Here is a 16,672-nt window from a genome sequence, read left to right on the forward strand (position 1 = left end):
TGGATGGATCTCCTCGCGCACCTGGAGGCGTACGTCGCGACCGTCGACGAGTCGAGCTTCTCGCGCGCGGCAGAGCGGCTCGGGATCGCCCAGCCGCTCCTCAGCCGCCGTATCAAGACACTGGAGGCGCACTTCGGGGGCCTGCTGTTCGACCGGTCGCGGCGGCAGGTCACGACGACCGAGTTCGGCATGCTGCTGCTTCCGTACGCGCAGGACGTGCTGGACCGGGCCGAGCGGCTGGGGCAGGCCGCCCGGTCGGCCCGGCAGGCGCAGGTGCGGGCCGTCGGGGTGCCCGCGGACTGCGCTCCGGCGGCGCTGGCGCGCGTGATCCGGGCCGGTGCCGAACGCGGGATCACACTCGGCGTACGCGAACTGCCGCCGGAGGAACGGGTGGCCGGGCTGGCCGACGGTTCGCTCGCCTACGCGCTGGTGCGTACCGCTCCGGAGCACGCGGCGCTCCGGGTACCGCTCGGCCTGGCGTCGGCGCCGCCGTCCGACGGGCCGGAGCCGACGCGCGGAAGCCGGCGGCGCGCGGTGCACCTGGAGGATCTGCGGCCGCGCCGGAGCCGGGCCACCGGCGGTGGGCTCCCCGCCGCACTGCCACTGCTGATCCTGACGGAGGACGAAGTGCCGTACGCGTACGACAGGTTGGTGCGTAGCGCCGCTCGATCCGGGCTGCCGGAAGGGCTGATCCGGTCGGCCGGACCGGCGGCCACCGCGCTCGCCGAGACCCTGGCCGGCCGGTCGATGCTGCTGTGTGCCGAGCCGTTCGCGCGGCAGCACGGGGCGGGTTGGGCGCCGCTGGCCGATGCCTCGCTGCACCGGGGGTACGACGTGCAGGGGACACGGCGTCAGCGGGGCGCGGTGGACGTGCCCGACTGGCTGGTCGCAGCGCTGGCGGGAGCAGCCGGCGCCGCGAGCGCCGTGGCGGATCCTCGGCGGCCCGGCGCCGCGGGCGAGGACGTCCCGGCGCGGCTGGCGGCACGCGGATGAGCGCGGAAGCGGCCCACCGCCCGGCCTGTGTCGCCGGTGACGGCGCCCTCCTCGACGTCGCCGAGGCGATCGCACGGGACTGGGCGGCCCTCGGGGTCCGCGGCTCGTTCCTCGCCCGCAACATCGACTCGGGCGAGCAACTCGGCTTCGACGTCGAGGAGTCGCTGCCGCTGGCCTCGGTGGTGAAGGTGCCGCTCGCTCTGGCCGTACTGGACCGGATCGCGGCCGGGGACCTCGACCCGGCACGCCCGGTGACGCTCGACCCTGCCACGAGCAGCGTCGGACCCACCGGGCTGGCGGCGTTCCGGCATCCGGCCACCGTGGCCGTCGGCGACCTGCTCCTGCTGATGCTGTCGGTGAGCGACAACGCCGCCGCCGACGCGCTGTTCGATCTGGTGCCGGTGGCGGACGTCGATGCACGCCTGCGTGCGTGGGGTTGCGAAGGCATACGGGTGCGGCACCGGATGAACCACATGTACGAATGCGCCGCCGGTGCCGCGGGCAACGACTTCTCCCTCGCCCTGGAACTGGCGGTCCGCGACGAGCGTGCGGGACGGCACACCATCGAGACCCTGGACCCGGCCCACGCCAACCTCGGCTCGGCCGAGGCGCTCGTGGGCCTGTTGCAGCGGGTGTGGCGGGACGAGATCTCCCATCCGCGGGCGACGGCCGAGCTGCGCCGGCTGATGGGCCTTCAGGTCTTCACCCAGCGGCTGGCCGGTGAACTGCGTGCGGACTCCCTGCGGTGGAGCGGCAAGACGGGCACGTTCCTGCACCTGCGGCACGAGATCGGCGTGGTGGAGGCGGACTCCGGAGACCGGGTGGCCATGGCGGCGCTCACCCGCGCGGACCGGCGGGCGGGCCTGGCACCGGACATCGACTTCGCGATCGGGAACGGCGCGCGGCAGGCGTTCGAGGCGCTGCGCGGCTGAGGAGGCACGGCATCCGGGGGGCACCACACCGGTGCGTACGCGGCCGCGGAGCACCCCGGAGCCGGCCGGTCTCCCCTACGGGATGGGAATGCCGCGTTCCCGGTCCCTGCCACGAGGCGGCAGCCCGGACAGCGTGGCACGCATGTGGGGCGGGTGAGGCGGGTGGGGCGCCTCCTGTGCCGGTCGGGAGCGCCGGTGCAGGCCCGCGGCGGCGGCGACGTAGTCCCGCGCGGTGAGCAGGCCGGTCAGTCGCCCGTGCGCGTCGGTGACCGGCAGCGCGTCCATGTGCTCCTCCGTCATCACGGCCGCCGCGCGGAGCGTCGACTCCTCCGGATGGACCGTGACCGTGCGACGCCCGTACACGAGGTCGCGCACCCGCCGGCGGGACAGTGCCACTGCGGGAGCCGCACAGGCGACGGCCAGCTCGGCGCCGTCGAGCACACCGGCACAGCAGCCGTCCGGACGGACCACCGGCAGATGGCGCTGCCCGGACCGTTCCATGACCTCCCAGGCCATCAGCAGCGTCTCGTCCTCGCTGATCGAGTACGGCGCCTCGTTCATCAGGGCGCCCACCGAAAGCTTCTCCTCCACGACTGCCTCCTCCCGCTCAGCCCGCATCGTGGTCGCACCAGTCCGAGGTGCCTGTCTCTCCACGGTCGTCCGGGCCGTGGAGCGCGTCTTGAGCCGGTGAGGCCAAGGCGGGGGGCCATTGGGCCCTCATGACGGTTACGGCGCCCTCGCGCGCGTGGGCCGAAAGACCCCCGAGGGGGCCCGGGCGGCCCGTGGTGCCGGGGCGAGGGCGCGGGCACGCTGGGAGCACCCGCCACGAAGGGAGCCGGTGCGATGACCTCCGCCACCACCATGACCACGGCTCTTGAGCCTGCGTACCGCGAACGGCTGATGCGCCTCGCCCGCGAGGTCTCCTTCGAGGCCGGGACCCGCCTGTTCGAGGAAGGCCGGCGCGCCGACCGCTTCTGGATCGTCCGCACCGGGACCGTCGCCCTCGACCTGCATGTGCCCGGCCGCCGTCCGGCCGTCATCGAGTCGCTCGGATCCGGCGAACTGCTCGGCTGGTCCTGGCACTTCGCGCCGCACATCTGGCACCTGGGCGCCGAGGCGATGAGCCCGGTGCGGGCCTGGGAGTTCGACGCCGGGGCCGTGCGGACGATGTGCGCCGAGGACGCCGAGTTCGGGCGGGCCGTCGCGGTCTGGGTCGGACGGGTGGTCGCCCAGCGGCTGCACGCCTCCCGGGTCCGGCTGCTCGATCTCTACGCCCCCTACGGCAGTGGCGGTCCGGCATGACCGCCGTGTCGGGGCCGCGCCGGCGTTCCGGGGAGGAGAGTGTGCCCGGCAGCCCGCACCGGGTGAGTGAGGTGATGACGCGCGCCGTCGTCGCGGTGGGCCGCAGGGCTCTGTTCAAGGACATGGTCGAACGCATGGAGCAGTGGAAGGTCAGCGCACTTCCCGTGCTGGCGGGCGACGGCCGGGTGATCGGGGTGGTGTCCGAGGCCGATCTGCTGCCCAAGGAGGAGTTCCGGGACAGCGATCCGGACCGGTTCACGCAGCCGCGGCGGCTGTCCGGCCTGGCCAAGGCCGGGGCGGTGACCGCGCAGGAGCTGATGAACGCGCCGGCCGTCACCGTGCACGCCGACGCCACGCTCGCCGAGGCCGCCCGCATCATGGCCCTGCGGCACGTCAAACGGCTGCCGGTGGTGAACGCCGAGGGCCTGCTCGAAGGTGTCGTGAGCCGCGGAGACCTGCTCAAGGTGTTCCTGCGCCCGGACGACGACCTCGCCGACGAGATCCGCCGTGACGTCCTCGACGTCCTCTTCCCGGCCCCGGTCGAGCCCGTGCACATCATGGTCCGCGAGGGCGTCGCGACGCTGACCGGACGGGTCCGGGACGCCGCGTCGATTCCGCCGGCGGTCCGCATGGTCCAGGGCGTCGAGGGCGTGGTGGGCGTGGACTGCCGGCTCACCGCGGCCGAGGCGGAGTGAGGGTGTCAGGCCGTTGTCGAGTGACGGTGTCAGGCCGTTGCCGAGGCCGGGCCCGGCTCAGCCGCCTCCCTCGCCGGTGATCAGCCCCTGCCCCCGCTCAGGTTCCGCCACTCGGGCCCGACCCGCTTCCATTCCTCGTCCCATTCGGCCAGCCGCCGCCGGACCAGCCGGGTGCGGACCAGCCAGCCCGAGGCCCAGACGGCCGTGCCCGCGACCTGCGCCACGAGGACACCGGCGAGGACCGTCTGCAGCATGCCCTCCGTCGGGGTGGTGGGCGCGGAGACGATCCGGCCCGTGCCGTCCGTCCACACCGTGACCGGGCTGCCCGCCGGGGCGCCCGGGTAGACCTTCGCCCGGTCCGTGTGCACGACACCGTCCGCGGTCGTCCAACGCACGGTGGCCCACACCCGGCCGTCGTCGTATCCGCCGGCGGCGGGCGGAGCCTTCGCGGCGCCGTCGGTGAGGACGGCGGACACGGCGTGTACCTGGGCCCGCCGCGCGGAGAGCGCCGAGTCCATGGAGTGGGCCGCCGCCTGGCCCGCGAGCGCTCCGACCGCCAGGGCGAGGATCCATGTGACCAGCACGATCCAGGCCTCGAAGACGTCGCTGTGCCGCTTGAGGGTGTTGGGCCGCCACCGCCACAGCCGCACCCGTGCCACCGTCGTGGGAGGTGTCCGTGTCATGGTCGCCGCCTCCTCTCGCTGCCGGCGGCCGCCCGTCAGGACATTCGGGTCCGCTCGGCGTCCGGAAGGTCCGGGTCGAGGTCCGGGTGACGGGGCGGACCGGACAGGGCGCACCGCACGTCCACCACGCCGGCCACGGCTCGGGCGAGGCGGGCGGCGACCGGCACCAGAGCCGTTTCGCGGACCCGGCCCGTAAGCGTCACGACACCATCGTGCACCTCGATCCGCACGGCCGCCGCGTGGGTGCCGAAGAGCCTTGCGACGACGTCGCGCCGGACCTCCTCGGCGATGTCCGCGTCGTCCCGCAGGAAGACCTTCAGCAGGTCGGAGCGGCTGACGATGCCCTTCAGGGTGCCGTCGTGACCGACGACCGGCAGCCGCTTGACCTGGTGGCGGGCCATGACGCGGGCGGCGTGCGCGAGGGAGGCGTCCGGCGCGACGGTGACGGCCGGCGCGGTCATCAGCTCCGCCGCGGTCACCGCGTCCGCCCTCGAGATGCCGACGGGAGGCCGGGCCTGCCCGTTCCGGTCGGGGTCTGCCTCGCGGAACTCCTCCTTGGCCAGCAGATCGGCCTCGGAGACGACACCCACGACGCGTCCGTCGGCGTCGAGCACCGGGAAGGCGCTGACCCTCCACTCGCGCATGGTCTTCACGATGTCCTTGAAGGCGGCACCGGTGCGCAGGGCGACGACCCTGCGGGTCATCACGTCCTCGACGACGATCGCAGTGCTCTCCATGGCGTCCTCCAAGGGTTCGGGTGCCGTCACGGGACACCCTCAGCCTGCGGCCCAGAACTCGTTCGGCGCATGGGCCGAGTGGCCCGGCTCCGGGCCCCGACGGCGGCACCGGCGGCCGTGGCGGCCCAGGTCCCGGCCCTGCCGCGGCCCCTACTTCGCGGGCAGCGGCACCCACCAGGTGAGCGTGGCGCCGCCACCGTCGGAGCGGGACACCTCCAGCCGTCCGCCCAGTTGTTCCGCCCGCTCGGCCATGTTCCGCAGCCCGCTGCGCCGGCCGTCGGGCGGGATGCCCACACCGTTGTCCGCGACCTTCAGGCGCACCTCGCTGCCGTCGGTCGTCAGCAGCACGTCGGCCCGGTCGGCGTGGGCGTGCCGGGCGATGTTGGTGAGGGCCTCGGAGAGTACGGCCACGACGTGGTCGGCGATGTCGCGCGGCACCTCGGTGTCGACCAGGCCCTCCATGCGCACGGCGGGGCTGAAGCCCAGCACCGGAGCCGCCTCGCCGGCCACCAGGACGACCCGGGCCCGCAGCCCGCTGCCGACGGCTCCCTCGCGTGCCCGCAGCCCGAAGATGGCCGACCTGATGATCTTGATGGTCTCGTCCAGGTCGTCCACGGCGCGCAGCACGCGTTCGGCGGCCTCCGGGTGCTCGATGAAGCGGCCCGCGCTCTGCAGGGTCATGCCGGTGGCGAACAGCCGCTGAATGGCCACGTCGTGCAGGTCCCGGGCGATCCGGTCGCGGTCCTTGAGCAGTGCGATCTGCTCGGCGTCGTGCCGGCGCTCGGCCAGCTCCATCGCGATCGCGGCCTGCGCGGCGAACCCCACGAGCATCTGGGTCTCCTTGGCCGAGAACACCGGCCGTCCGTCCTCGCGTGCCAGCAGGACGACTCCGCGGACGCCGCCTTCACCGGTGCCGATGGGGACGGCCACGGCGGGGCCGAGGCCGCCGAAGCGCGGGGGTTCGGGCGAGACCCGCTCGTCGTGGGCGACGTCGTCGCTGGTGACCGGGGCGGCGGCACAGAAGGCAAGCCCCATCAGGCTCCGCCGCAGGGGCAGCACGAGCCCCCGGTGTGCCTCCGCGTCCACTCCGACGGCGATCTCCACGCTGAGCGAACCGCTGCCCTCCAGGGGCATCGCGACCGCGGCCAGGGCCGCGTCCGAGATCTCCCGGGCCCGTTCGGCGATCAGGTCCAGGGCCTCGGCGCGTTCGCTGCCGGACATCAGGCTGTGGGTGATCTCCGCGTTCGCCCGCAGCCAGCGCTCGCGCAGCCGGGACTCCTCGTACAGGCGGGCGTTGTCGATGGCCACACCGGCCGCCACGGCCAGCGTGGCGAGTACCGACTCGTCCTCCTCGTCGAACTGCGCCCCGCCCCGCTTCTCGGTCAGGTACAGATTGCCGAAGACCTGGTCGCGTACCCGGATCGGAACGCCGAGGAAGCTGTTCATCGGCGGATGGCCCGGCGGGAAGCCGTACGAGGCCGGATGCCGGGAGAGTTTCGCCAGCCGCAGCGGCTCCGGATGCCGGATCAGCTCGCCGAGGATGCCGTGGCCCTGCGGGTAGGGGCCGATCCCGGCGATCTGCTCCTCGGTGAAGCCGACGGTGTGGAAGCCCGACAGGGTCTTGCCGTCGGGTCCGATGACTCCGAGGGCGGCGTATTCGGCGTCCACGAGGGCCGCGGCCGCGTCCACGATGGAGTGCAGGGCCTGTTCCAGGTCCAGTTCCCGGCCGACGGAGAGGACCGCCTCCAGCAGGCTGTGCACCCGGTCCCGGGTGCCACGGGCCGCGTCGAGCCGGGCCTGCAACTCCTCCAGCAGCTCGTCCAGCCGCAGCTGCGGCAGCTGTACGCGGGGCTCCTCTGTGCCGGTCACCACGTTCTCCCGCTTCCATCGGCGCATGGCTCGGAACCGGTGGGGTCATATGCCACGGTATCGGTCCACGGCGCGGCACGATACGGACCCCTGCCGAGACCGCAGAGCCGGGGTGGCGTGCTGGTCCGCTTCCGGTACGTGCCGAGGGACGTACGACCCCGTATCAGGGCCGAACGGCACTGGAGTGGAAGCACTGTCGTGCGCCACAGTGGGAACAGGAGCGGCACCGATCCCCCGCGGTGTCGCTCCGCCCTTACCCGTCGAAGAAGCCTGCCATGATCCGTAACGACCGTCCGACGCACCGGCGCATCGAGCTCGACCGTGCCGAGGCGCTGCGGCTGCTGGGCAGCGTGTCCCTGGGCAGGATCGTCTTCACCCGGCAGGCCCTGCCCACCGTCCGCCCGGTCAACCACGTCCTGGACGGCGGCGACATCGTCATCCGCACCCACGAGGCCGCCGCGCTGACCTCCCAGGCCCAACAGGCCGACGGCACCGGTGTCGTCGTCGCCTACGAGGCCGACGCCATCGACCCGGACACCCACCTCGGCTGGAGCGTGGTGGTGACGGGCTACGCCCGCCTGGTCACCGACCCCGGCGAACTGGCCCGAATCCGGGGGCTGCTGCATCCCTGGGCGCCGCACCAGGGCATGGACCACGCGGTACGCATCCGCCCCGATCTGGTCACCGGGGTGCTCCTCACCGAGTCCGGGACGGGGCGCCGCGGCAAGGACGGCTGACCGTCGCGATGGTCCCCCGCTCTGATCCGGTCGATGGTCCCCCACCCTGATCGGATCTCCGTCACGCCACTCTCGTCTCTCGTCAGGTCGTCAGGCCGTCAGGCCGCGGGGACTGCCACTTCGTGCTGCTCGCCGCCGAGGACCACCTTGAGCGCGCCGGTCTCGGCGGCCCCGGAGAAGACGTCGTAGGCCTCCGCCATGTGGTTCAGCGGAAAGATGTGGGTGACCAGTTGACCGGTCGGCAGCCGCCCGGCGGCGGCCATCCGCAGCAGGGTCGGCGTGGAGTACGTGTCCACCAGCCCGGTCGTGATGGTCACGTCCTTGATCCACAGGTCTTCGAGGTGCAGCGTGGCAGGCTTGCCGTGGACACCGATGTTGGCCACGTGTCCGCCCGGGCGGACCATGCGGGTGCACAGCTCGAAGCTTTCCGGGACGCCGACCGCCTCGATCACCACGTCCGCGCCGAGCCCGTCGGTCAGGTCGTCCACCAGCTGCCGGGGCGCCTCATGGACGTCGGCCACCGCGTCGGCGCCGAGCCGCCGGGCCGCCTCCAGCCGGGCCGGTGCCAGGTCCACCGCGATGATCCGCTCGGGCGAGAACAGGCGGGCCGTGGCGATCGCGGCGAGCCCGATGGGGCCGGCACCGACGACGGCGACGGTGTCGCCGGGGCGTACGTGCCCGTTGAGGACACCCACCTCGTAGGCGGTCGGGAAGATGTCCGCGAGCAGCACGGCGTCCTCGCTGCGGACCGTACCGGGCAGCGGATGGACGGACAGGTCGGTACAGGGCACGCGGACGTACTCGGCCTGGGTGCCGTCGATCAGGTGGCCGAGGATCCAGCCTCCGCCGCCCCGGCACTGGCCGTAGCTGCGCTCCCGGCAGAAGCGGCACCTTCCGCAGGAGGTGATGCAGGAGACCAGGACCCGGTCCCCGGGCCGCACGGTGCGCACGTCGCTGCCCACCTCGACGATCTCGCCGACGGCCTCGTGGCCCAGGACCGTTCCCGGGCGCACCTCGGGCACGTCGCCCTTGAGGATGTGCAGGTCCGTCCCGCAGATCGTGACGACCCCGACCTGCACGATCGCGTCGGTGGGCTCCTTGACGGCCGGGTCCGGGACGTCCTGCCAGGAGGACTCTCCGGGGCCGTGGAAGACGAAGCCTTTCATCGCGCTCCTCACCCTCTTCGGTCGGTCCGTCGCGAGACCCGTGGTTCCCGGCACGGTGCCGCAGTCGCCCCGCAGGTTCAGCTTCTCCGGTGGGAGAGCGGTTCCGCTTGGGCCGTCCGGCCCCTGCCGCCCGGCCGGACGGTGCCCGGCCGGCTCCGGCGACAGGGGCCGGCGTGCCCCGAACGGTCCCGGGACAGGGGCCGAACGGCCCTACTGCGCGTTCCCGGATCCGGGTTGGCTCCTGCCATGTACGAGAACCACCTGACGGGGCCCGTGGACGAAGACCCCGCGTGGCCGGCAGGGTCCACGACGGACTGCGCACCGGGTGAGGCGACCGTCGTGCCCCTGCACGGCGAGATCGACCTGCTGACCGCGACCGCACTGGCGCAGCGGCTCGACGAGCTGACCGCGCACCCGCGCCCCGACCTGGTGCTCGATCTGCGGCCGGTCTCCTTCATCGACTGCACGGGGCTCGGCGTGCTGTGCCGGACCCGCAAGCGGGTGCTGTCCCGGCGGGGCCGGCTGCGGCTGGTCGCCGACAGCGCGGGCTTGCTGCTGATATTGCGCGCCACGGGCCTGTCGGGCGTCTTCGAGGTGCTTCCACAGCTCCCGCGGGCCTCCGGGCCCGGTACCGACGGCACCGGCTAGCCCGGGGTGTCGCGGCGCCGAGGGCTTCCGGCGCCGTGCGTGGGCGCAAAGCGCACTCCAGGAAGCCGAACGGCCCGCGCGAAGGGCCGGGCGGCCCCTGTCCCGGCGCTCCGCACCGGCAGACGCTGGAAGGGGACGGGACCAGCCGCGAAGAGCCCACGGAGTCATCATGTACGGCAGCCCGCACATCGTCAGCGACGTCATGACCCACACGGTCGTCGCCGTCGGCCCGCGAGCCGGCCTCAAGGAGATCGTGCAGCTGATGCAGGACTGGCGGGTCGGCGCCCTCCCCGTGCTGGAAGGCGAGGGCCGGGTGGTCGGTGTGGTCTCCGAGGCCGACCTGCTGTCCAAGGAGGAGGGCCGGGACGCCCCCGACGAGGAATGCGTCCGGCTGCGCCGCCGCGCCGATCCGGCGAAGGCCGAAGCGCGCACCGCCGAGGACCTGATGTCCTCGCCCGCGCTCACGGTCTCGCCGCGCGCGACGCTCGGCGAGGCCGCGCGCCTCATGGCGCGCGCCGGGGTCAAGCGGCTGCCGGTGGTGGACGAGCTCGGCCTGCTGCAGGGCGTCGTCAGCCGCTGCGACCTGCTCAAGGTGTTCCTGCGCGGGGACGAGGAGATCGCCGAGCAGGTCCGGCGCGAGGTCGTGGCGCACCTCTTCCCGCTGCCGGCCTCGGCCATCCAGGTGGAGGTGCACGACGGGGTCGTGACGCTGGTCGGCCGGGTCCGCGACACCTCCCTGGTCCCGGTGGCCGCGCGCCTGGTGCGGGCCGTCGAAGGGGTGGTGGACGTCCATGTCGATCTGTCGCACGCCGGCGAGGCACGGCAGGCGGCCGAGCGGCTCGGCCCGTGAGGGCGGTAAGTCCGCACGGTGAGTGGGGCCGGTCGGCCCTGGTGCATCCGGCGGCGGCACGTGATGATCGGCCTCGTGGGCGGCCCGACGGGCTGTCCGGGACCGGGTAACGAGAGGTCGTCATGGCCGAGACACGCACCTTCACGGAGCAGGATCCGATCCGGGTGTTCCTGCTGGACGACCACGAGGTCGTACGGCGCGGCCTGGCCGACCTGCTCGGCGCGGAACCGGACATCGCGGTGGTGGGTGACGCCGACACCGCCCAGCACGCACTCGCCCGCGGGCCCGCCCTACGGCCGCATGTCGCCGTGCTCGACGTACGGTTGCCGGACGGCGACGGCATCTCGGTCTGCCGGGAACTGCGCAGCCGGATGCCCGGGCTGGCGTGTCTGATGCTGACCTCGTTCGACGACGAGGAAGCCCTGCTGGACGCGATCATGGCCGGTGCCGCCGGCTATGTCCTGAAGCAGATCAAGGGCTCCGACCTGGTGTCGGCGGTGCGCACGGTCGCCTCGGGGCAGTCGATGCTGGACCCCGCGACGACGGCCCGCCTCATGCACTCCCTGCGGGCCGACCCGGGTGGGGCTTCTGCGCTGCCGCCGGAGCTGTCGAGCCTGTCGCCCCGGGAACGGGACATCCTGGCGCTCATCGGCGAGGGCCTGACCAACCGCGAGATCGGCAAGGAGCTGTATCTGTCGGAGAAGACCGTCAAGAACCACATCTCACGCCTCCTGGCCAAGCTGGGCGTCCAGCGCCGCGTCCAGGCGGCCGTCCTCGCGTCCCATCTGGACCAGTGGGACACCGGGCCACGCCCGTCGCCGTGAGGACGGGGAGGTCGGACGACGGCTCAAACGTCTGCTCGGCGCGCACGACCGCGGCCGGGGGGGCTGCCACCGCGCGCAGCGCGTTCGGGGTTCATGCTTGAGGAAGGCCAGGACGGTCGAGGAGTGAGTGATCATGCAGGGGCGCACGGGCGACGCACGGCGGTTCACCGGCCGGAGTGCGACCACGCGGGAAGGCCGCGGACGGGTGGGGCCGTGAGCAGGCGTGCCCGGGCCCGGCGGCGGGGCGGGCGCGCCCGCGGCGGCGACCGGCTGCCGGCGCACGGCGCGACGCGGGTCCCCGCACCGCGGGCGACGGCCGGCGGTCCGCCGCAGTGGAGCGGCCGCGGTACGGCCGGCGACTGGGTCCTGCTGCCCGGCGGCACCTGGCGGCGCGTCGAGACGATCCGGGTGCGGAGCCTGTTCGGCTGAGGCCGGGGGCAAGGATGCGGTTGCGTGGCCGCCCTGACCGGTGCACGCGGAAGGCGTCCGGCCCGCCCCGTGAGGGGCGGCCCGGACGCCTTCAGGGGGTTGATCAGACCAGGTCGAAACGGTCCAGGTTCGACACCTTGACCCACGCCGCGACGAAGTCGTTCACGAACTTCTCCTTCGCGTCGTCGCTCGCGTAGACCTCGGCGAGAGCGCGCAGCTCGGAGTTGGAGCCGAAGACGAGGTCGGCACGGGTGCCGGTCCACTTCAGCTCGCCCGTGGCGGCGTCGCGGCCCTCGAAGGTGTGCTGGTCCTCGGAGGTGGACTTCCAGGTCGTACCCAGGTCGAGCAGGTTGACGAAGAAGTCGTTGGTCAGCGTGCCCGGGGTGTCGGTGAAGACGCCGTGCGCGGACTGGCCGGTGTTGGCGCCCAGGACGCGCAGGCCGCCGACGAGGGCCGTCGTCTCGGGGGCGCTCAGGGTGAGCAGGTTCGCCTTGTCGAGCAGCAGGTACTCGGCCGGGAGGCGGGTGCCCTTGCCGACGTAGTTGCGGAAGCCGTCCCAGGTCGGCTCCAGCGCGGCGAACGACTCGGCGTCCGTGTGCTCCTCGGTCGCGTCCACGCGGCCCGGCGTGAAGGGGACCTCCACGTCGAAGCCGGCGTCCGCCGCGGCCTTCTCGATCGCGGCGGCACCGCCGAGGACGATGAGGTCGGCCAGGGAGACCTTCCTGGCACCGGAGTTGAACTCCGACTGGACGCCCTCGAGGACGTTCAGGACGTGCCGCAGCTGGTCGGGGTCGTTGGCCTCCCAGCTGCGCTGCGGCTCCAGGCGGATGCGGGCGCCGTTGGCGCCGCCGCGCTTGTCGCTGCCGCGGAAGGTGGAGGCGGACGCCCACGCGGTGGACACCAGCTGCGAGACGGTCAGGCCCGAGTCGAGGAGCTTGGCCTTGAGGGCCGCGATGTCGGCCGCGTCGACGGCCTCACCCTCGGCCTGCGGCAGCGGGTCCTGCCACAGCAGGGTCTCCTCGGGGACCTCCGGGCCGAGGTACAGCGACTTCGGGCCCATGTCACGGTGGGTCAGCTTGAACCAGGCGCGGGCGAAGGCGTCCGCGAACTGGTCGGGGTTCTCGTAGAAGCGGCGCGAGATCTGCTCGTAGACCGGGTCGAAGCGCAGCGACAGGTCGGTGGTGAGCATCATCGGGCGGTGCTTCTTCGACGAGTCGAAGGCGTCCGGGACGATCTCCGGGGCGTCCTTCGCCACCCACTGGTGGGCACCGGCCGGGCTCTGGGTGAGCTCGTACTCGTACTCGAAGAGGTTCTTGAAGAACCCGTTGCTCCACTGGGTCGGGGTGGTGGTCCAGGTGACCTCGAGGCCGCTGGTGATGGCGTCCTTGCCCACGCCCGTGCCGTAGGTGCTCTTCCAGCCCAGGCCCTGCTCCTCCATCGAGGCGGCCTCGGGCTCGGCGCCGACGTTCTCCGCCGGGCCCGCGCCGTGGGTCTTGCCGAAGGTGTGGCCACCGGCGATGAGGGCGACGGTCTCCTCGTCGTTCATCGCCATGCGGCGGAACGTCTCACGGATGTCGCGGGCCGCGGCGATCGGGTCCGGGTTGCCGTTGGGGCCCTCGGGGTTGACGTAGATGAGACCCATCTGGACGGCGCCGAGCGGGTTCTCCAGGTCGCGCTCGCCGGTGTAGCGCTTGTCGTCGAGCCAGACGCTCTCGGGACCCCAGTAGACGTCCTCCTCGGCCTCCCAGACGTCGGCGCGGCCGCCGCCGAAGCCGAAGGTCTCGAAGCCCATCTGCTCCAGCGCCACGTTGCCGGTGAGGATCATCAGGTCGGCCCAGGAGATGCTCTGGCCGTACTTCTTCTTCACGGGCCACAGCAGACGGCGGGCCTTGTCGAGGTTGCCGTTGTCCGGCCAGCTGTTGAGCGGGGCGAAGCGCTGCTGACCGGCGCCGGCGCCGCCGCGGCCGTCGCTGATGCGGTAGGTGCCGGCGCTGTGCCAGGCCATCCGGATCATCAGCGGGCCGTAGTTGCCGAAGTCGGCCGGCCACCAGTCCTGCGAGGTGGTCAGCACCTCGGCGATGTCCTGTTTGACGGCGGCCAGGTCGAGGGCCTTGAACGCCTCGGCGTAGTCGAACTCCTCACCGAGCGGGTTCGCCACGGCCGGGTTCTTGGCAAGGATCTTCAGGTTGAGCCGCTCCGGCCACCACTGGCGGTTCCCGCCGCCCTGGGTCGGGTGCGCGGCACGGTCGTGTGCGACCGGGCACTTCGCCTCGGCAGGGGTGTTCTCGGACATGGGGGAATCCTTCCGAACTGAGGGGTTCAGGATGCTGCGGTAGCGGCGCTGGAACAGTCGGGGCACAGGCCCCAGTAGATGACCTCGGCCTCGTCGATCGAGAAGCCGCGGTCGTCGGCCGCGGTCAGACAGGGGGCGTGGCCGACCGCGCAGTCGACGTCGACGACGACGCCACAGGACCGGCACACGAGATGGTGGTGGTTGTCCCCGACGCGTCCCTCGAACCGGGCCGGGCTGCCGGGCGGTTCGATACGGCGTACGAGTCCGGCCGCGGTGAGCGCGTGGAGCGCCTCGTAGACGGCCTGGACGGAGATGTGGCCCACGCGGTCACGTACGCCGGACGCGATCGTCTCGACATCGAGGTGATCGCCGTGCCGGACGGTTTCGAGCAGCGCGACGCGGGCGGCCGTCACCCGCAGGCCCACACCGCGCAGCTCTTCGGCGGTGGTCGGAGTCCGGGATGCGGTCATGAGAGCGAATCTACCCTCACAAACACGAGAGATTCAAGAAAACGAATGATGCAATTCTGGCCTCGTGTCGTCGGCCGGTGTTCGCCCGTGCGTCGCTCGGCCCGGCAGGGCAGGTGAACGGGCCGGGGCGCGCGCGGGCACGGACGCATCATGGAGCCGTCCGTGCCGCCCTGCCGCGCGCCGGGCCGGGGGATCCTCCGAAGGGGTGAGCGGGGGGGCTCCGGGGCCGGTGGGTCAGCGGCGGCACGCGTCCCTCGCGTACCGCCGGGCCAGGGCGCGGAAGGCCTCCTTGGGTTCCCGGTGCCAGCCGGAGGCGGGGTCGTACGGGCGGTCCTCGACGGTCCTGGTGATGGCGTAGCTCGCCAAGTCGAGGTCGTGGCGGGGATCCCCGGGGCGGTGCGGAGCGTCGGGGGTGACGAACTCGAACGCCATGGCCGCGTACAGGTTCATCGAGGAGAACACGTCGAGGAGCTGCATGAGGTAGGCGGCCTGGGTGCGTTCGCTGCGGACCAGGTCGCCCTTGATCTCCTCGGGGTGCTTGTCGTGGTCGACGACGTTCCAGCCCATGCCGCGGGTCTCGGGGGCACCGACGTAGGCACAGGTGCCGAACTCGGTGATCGCCAGCGGCTTGCCCCAGCGCAGGTGGCGGCGCAGCTCCCGTACGTAGTCGCCGCGGCGGGGGAAGTACGCGTAGTAGTCGATGCCGACGATGTCGAAGAGCCGCCAGTCGACCCGGTCGTCCTGGGCGGCCGCGTAGCTGAGCCGGCCGCGGAAGACGGAGCGGCCGACCGCCGCCGCCCTGGCCGTGAAGCGGTCCAGGCGGCGCTGCATCCTGACGGGGTCGACCTTGCCGTCCAGCAGGTTCTGGACGCGTTCGAGGACCGTGTCGCCCGGGACGATGCCCGGCACGAACAGCCAGAACTCGCAGCCCACACTGAAGTCGACGCTCGCGCCCTGCCGGCGCAGCCGTTCCGCGAAGCGGCCGGTCTCGGCGAGGTGTTCCAGGATGTCCCGTTCGGGGACGTCACCGAGGGTCGGCTGGAGCCAGATGTGCAGGCCGCGCTCCGCGGCCTCGGCGGCGGTGGCCGTCAGCCGCTCCACACCGTCGCCGGTGACGTCCACGGTGTCGGCGTGCAGTTCGTCGCGGATCGCCCGGATGTCCCCGCGCATCCGGGCCGTACGGAAGCCGGTGGCCGGTGTCTCGCCCTCGCCGACGGTGTAGACCACACCTCGGTGGTGCAGTCCGTGCCGGGGCCCGGCCGCCCAGGCCGTGCCCGCGGGCAGCAGCGCCGCGGCGAGCCCGGCGGACGCCATCCCGGCCAGGAACTGTGCGCGGTCGATCCCTCCGCTCTCGCGGTTGATCCCGTTGGTCTTCTGCGTACGGTCGTGGGTCTTCTGCATACGGTCACCCTGGCGGCACCGGCCTGGCCCGCGCCGTCCCCCGATGGTCTACGACGCGCAGCCGAAGGGAGCGGATCGGGCGGCGAAAGTCGCGGCCGGCCGCGGGGCCGGCCCGACGCCGGGCGTCAGGACGGCGCCGGACCCGGCTGGTGCGGAAGCGGGAGCCGGAAGACCATGCGGTCGACGCCCGGGCCGTCGTAGTCGCGGACGGGACCCGTGACCGTGAACCCCAGCGCGGTGTGGAAGGCGATGGAGCGCTGGTTCTGCGGCGAGGTGATCGCCTTCACCTGGGTGCGGTGTTCGGCCGCGGCCAGTTCGAAGAACCGCTGGTAGAGGCGGCGGGCCAGCCCTTCCTGGCGGGCCCGCGGCGCCACTGCGACGAAGTGGATGTACGCGGTGTCGGGCGCCGACGGAGACAACACTCCTATCAGGAACCCGGCGAGCCCGACGCCGTCCTCGGCGATCAGGCTCGTGCGATGGAAGTGGTCGAGGAACAGCCGGGGCAGCACGGAACGGATCGGCCGCTCCCACCATTCGTCCACCACAGGGATGATGCGATCGTAGTCACCGGGTTCGGCAGGCCGCACGCGCACAAGCTCACTCATGATCATGGATGCTCGCGGCGGACCCGCCGCCTGTCCAC

General features: G+C 72.8%; 18 protein-coding genes. 9 read left to right on the forward strand and 9 right to left on the reverse strand.

What is annotated here, in order from left to right; translation table 11 throughout:
• Positions 1–3: 3 nt before the first annotated feature.
• Both AQI88_RS08500 and AQI88_RS08505 read left to right on the forward strand, forming a co-directional pair.
• Complete coding sequence (locus tag AQI88_RS08500; RefSeq protein ID WP_066994419.1) at positions 4–993, forward strand: LysR family transcriptional regulator; 990 nt, start codon at positions 4–6, stop codon at positions 991–993.
• Positions 990–1,925 carry a serine hydrolase gene (locus tag AQI88_RS08505; RefSeq protein ID WP_066994422.1) on the forward strand — a complete coding sequence of 312 codons (936 nt, stop codon included), beginning with the start codon at positions 990–992 and terminating at the stop codon, positions 1,923–1,925. Before AQI88_RS08500 ends, AQI88_RS08505 begins: the two co-directional genes overlap by 4 nt.
• A 75-nt stretch (positions 1,926–2,000) precedes the next feature.
• On the opposite strand, the gene AQI88_RS08510 is transcribed toward AQI88_RS08505, so the two are convergent.
• On the reverse strand, positions 2,001–2,516 hold the full coding sequence (locus AQI88_RS08510; protein WP_066994424.1) for a CBS domain-containing protein: 516 nt from the start codon (positions 2,514–2,516) through the stop codon (positions 2,001–2,003).
• Between the two features lie 252 nt (positions 2,517–2,768).
• On the opposite strand from AQI88_RS08510, the gene AQI88_RS08515 reads away from it, so the two are divergent.
• Together AQI88_RS08515 and AQI88_RS08520 are read left to right on the forward strand one after the other, a co-directional pair.
• Positions 2,769–3,227 carry a Crp/Fnr family transcriptional regulator gene (locus AQI88_RS08515; protein ID WP_066994427.1) on the forward strand — a complete coding sequence of 153 codons (459 nt, stop codon included), beginning with the start codon at positions 2,769–2,771 and terminating at the stop codon, positions 3,225–3,227.
• Positions 3,224–3,922, forward strand: coding sequence for a CBS domain-containing protein (locus AQI88_RS08520; protein WP_066994430.1), 699 nt, complete (start codon positions 3,224–3,226; stop codon positions 3,920–3,922). Before AQI88_RS08515 ends, AQI88_RS08520 begins: the two co-directional genes overlap by 4 nt.
• Before the next feature lie 80 nt (positions 3,923–4,002).
• On the opposite strand, the gene AQI88_RS08525 is transcribed toward AQI88_RS08520, so the two are convergent.
• From AQI88_RS08525 to AQI88_RS08535, 3 genes are all read right to left on the reverse strand, one after another.
• Positions 4,003–4,605, reverse strand: coding sequence for an Rv1733c family protein (locus AQI88_RS08525; protein WP_066994433.1), 603 nt, complete (start codon positions 4,603–4,605; stop codon positions 4,003–4,005).
• A 35-nt stretch (positions 4,606–4,640) separates the two neighbouring features.
• Positions 4,641–5,342 carry a CBS domain-containing protein gene (locus AQI88_RS08530; RefSeq protein ID WP_066995027.1) on the reverse strand — a complete coding sequence of 234 codons (702 nt, stop codon included), beginning with the start codon at positions 5,340–5,342 and terminating at the stop codon, positions 4,641–4,643.
• A 150-nt stretch (positions 5,343–5,492) separates the two neighbouring features.
• Entirely contained in the window at positions 5,493–7,211 is a 1,719-nt protein-coding gene (locus AQI88_RS08535; RefSeq protein ID WP_244184089.1) for a sensor histidine kinase, read from the reverse strand.
• A 275-nt stretch (positions 7,212–7,486) separates the two neighbouring features.
• Here AQI88_RS08535 and AQI88_RS08540 point away from each other — a divergent pair, with 275 nt between their 5' ends.
• Positions 7,487–7,948, forward strand: a complete 462-nt coding sequence (locus AQI88_RS08540) for a pyridoxamine 5'-phosphate oxidase family protein (RefSeq protein ID WP_066994438.1) — start codon at positions 7,487–7,489, stop codon at positions 7,946–7,948.
• A gap of 98 nt (positions 7,949–8,046) precedes the next feature.
• On the opposite strand, the gene AQI88_RS08545 is transcribed toward AQI88_RS08540, so the two are convergent.
• Positions 8,047–9,114 carry a zinc-dependent alcohol dehydrogenase family protein gene (locus AQI88_RS08545; RefSeq protein ID WP_066994441.1) on the reverse strand — a complete coding sequence of 356 codons (1,068 nt, stop codon included), beginning with the start codon at positions 9,112–9,114 and terminating at the stop codon, positions 8,047–8,049.
• Between the two features lie 246 nt (positions 9,115–9,360).
• On the opposite strand from AQI88_RS08545, the gene AQI88_RS08550 reads away from it, so the two are divergent.
• From AQI88_RS08550 to AQI88_RS08565, 4 genes are all read left to right on the forward strand, one after another.
• Entirely contained in the window at positions 9,361–9,762 is a 402-nt protein-coding gene (locus AQI88_RS08550; RefSeq protein WP_079057463.1) for an STAS domain-containing protein, read from the forward strand.
• A 169-nt stretch (positions 9,763–9,931) separates the two neighbouring features.
• Positions 9,932–10,612 (forward strand): CBS domain-containing protein, encoded by a 681-nt coding sequence (locus AQI88_RS08555; protein WP_066994443.1) that lies wholly within the window; start codon positions 9,932–9,934, stop codon positions 10,610–10,612.
• 122 nt (positions 10,613–10,734) lie between these two features.
• A complete protein-coding gene (locus AQI88_RS08560; RefSeq protein WP_066994446.1) occupies positions 10,735–11,436 on the forward strand; it encodes a response regulator in 702 nt (233 codons plus the stop codon).
• Between the two features lie 213 nt (positions 11,437–11,649).
• On the forward strand, positions 11,650–11,865 hold the full coding sequence (locus tag AQI88_RS08565) for a hypothetical protein (RefSeq protein WP_066994448.1): 216 nt from the start codon (positions 11,650–11,652) through the stop codon (positions 11,863–11,865).
• A 103-nt stretch (positions 11,866–11,968) separates the two neighbouring features.
• On the opposite strand, the gene katG is transcribed toward AQI88_RS08565, so the two are convergent.
• From katG to AQI88_RS08585, 4 genes are all read right to left on the reverse strand, one after another.
• A complete protein-coding gene (gene katG / locus AQI88_RS08570) occupies positions 11,969–14,158 on the reverse strand; it encodes a catalase/peroxidase HPI (RefSeq protein ID WP_066994451.1) in 2,190 nt (729 codons plus the stop codon).
• Positions 14,159–14,184: 26 nt separating this feature from the next.
• Positions 14,185–14,628: a Fur family transcriptional regulator gene (locus AQI88_RS08575; protein ID WP_066994454.1), complete on the reverse strand. Its 444-nt coding sequence runs from the start codon at positions 14,626–14,628 to the stop codon at positions 14,185–14,187.
• A 234-nt stretch (positions 14,629–14,862) separates the two neighbouring features.
• Positions 14,863–16,029 carry an abortive phage infection protein gene (locus tag AQI88_RS08580; protein WP_066994457.1) on the reverse strand — a complete coding sequence of 389 codons (1,167 nt, stop codon included), beginning with the start codon at positions 16,027–16,029 and terminating at the stop codon, positions 14,863–14,865.
• 125 nt (positions 16,030–16,154) lie between these two features.
• Positions 16,155–16,634 carry a GNAT family N-acetyltransferase gene (locus tag AQI88_RS08585; protein ID WP_066995033.1) on the reverse strand — a complete coding sequence of 160 codons (480 nt, stop codon included), beginning with the start codon at positions 16,632–16,634 and terminating at the stop codon, positions 16,155–16,157.
• Positions 16,635–16,672: the final 38 nt, after the last annotated feature.

Source organism: Streptomyces cellostaticus (genome assembly GCF_001513965.1).
Taxonomy (GTDB): Bacteria; Actinomycetota; Actinomycetes; order Streptomycetales; family Streptomycetaceae; genus Streptomyces; species Streptomyces cellostaticus.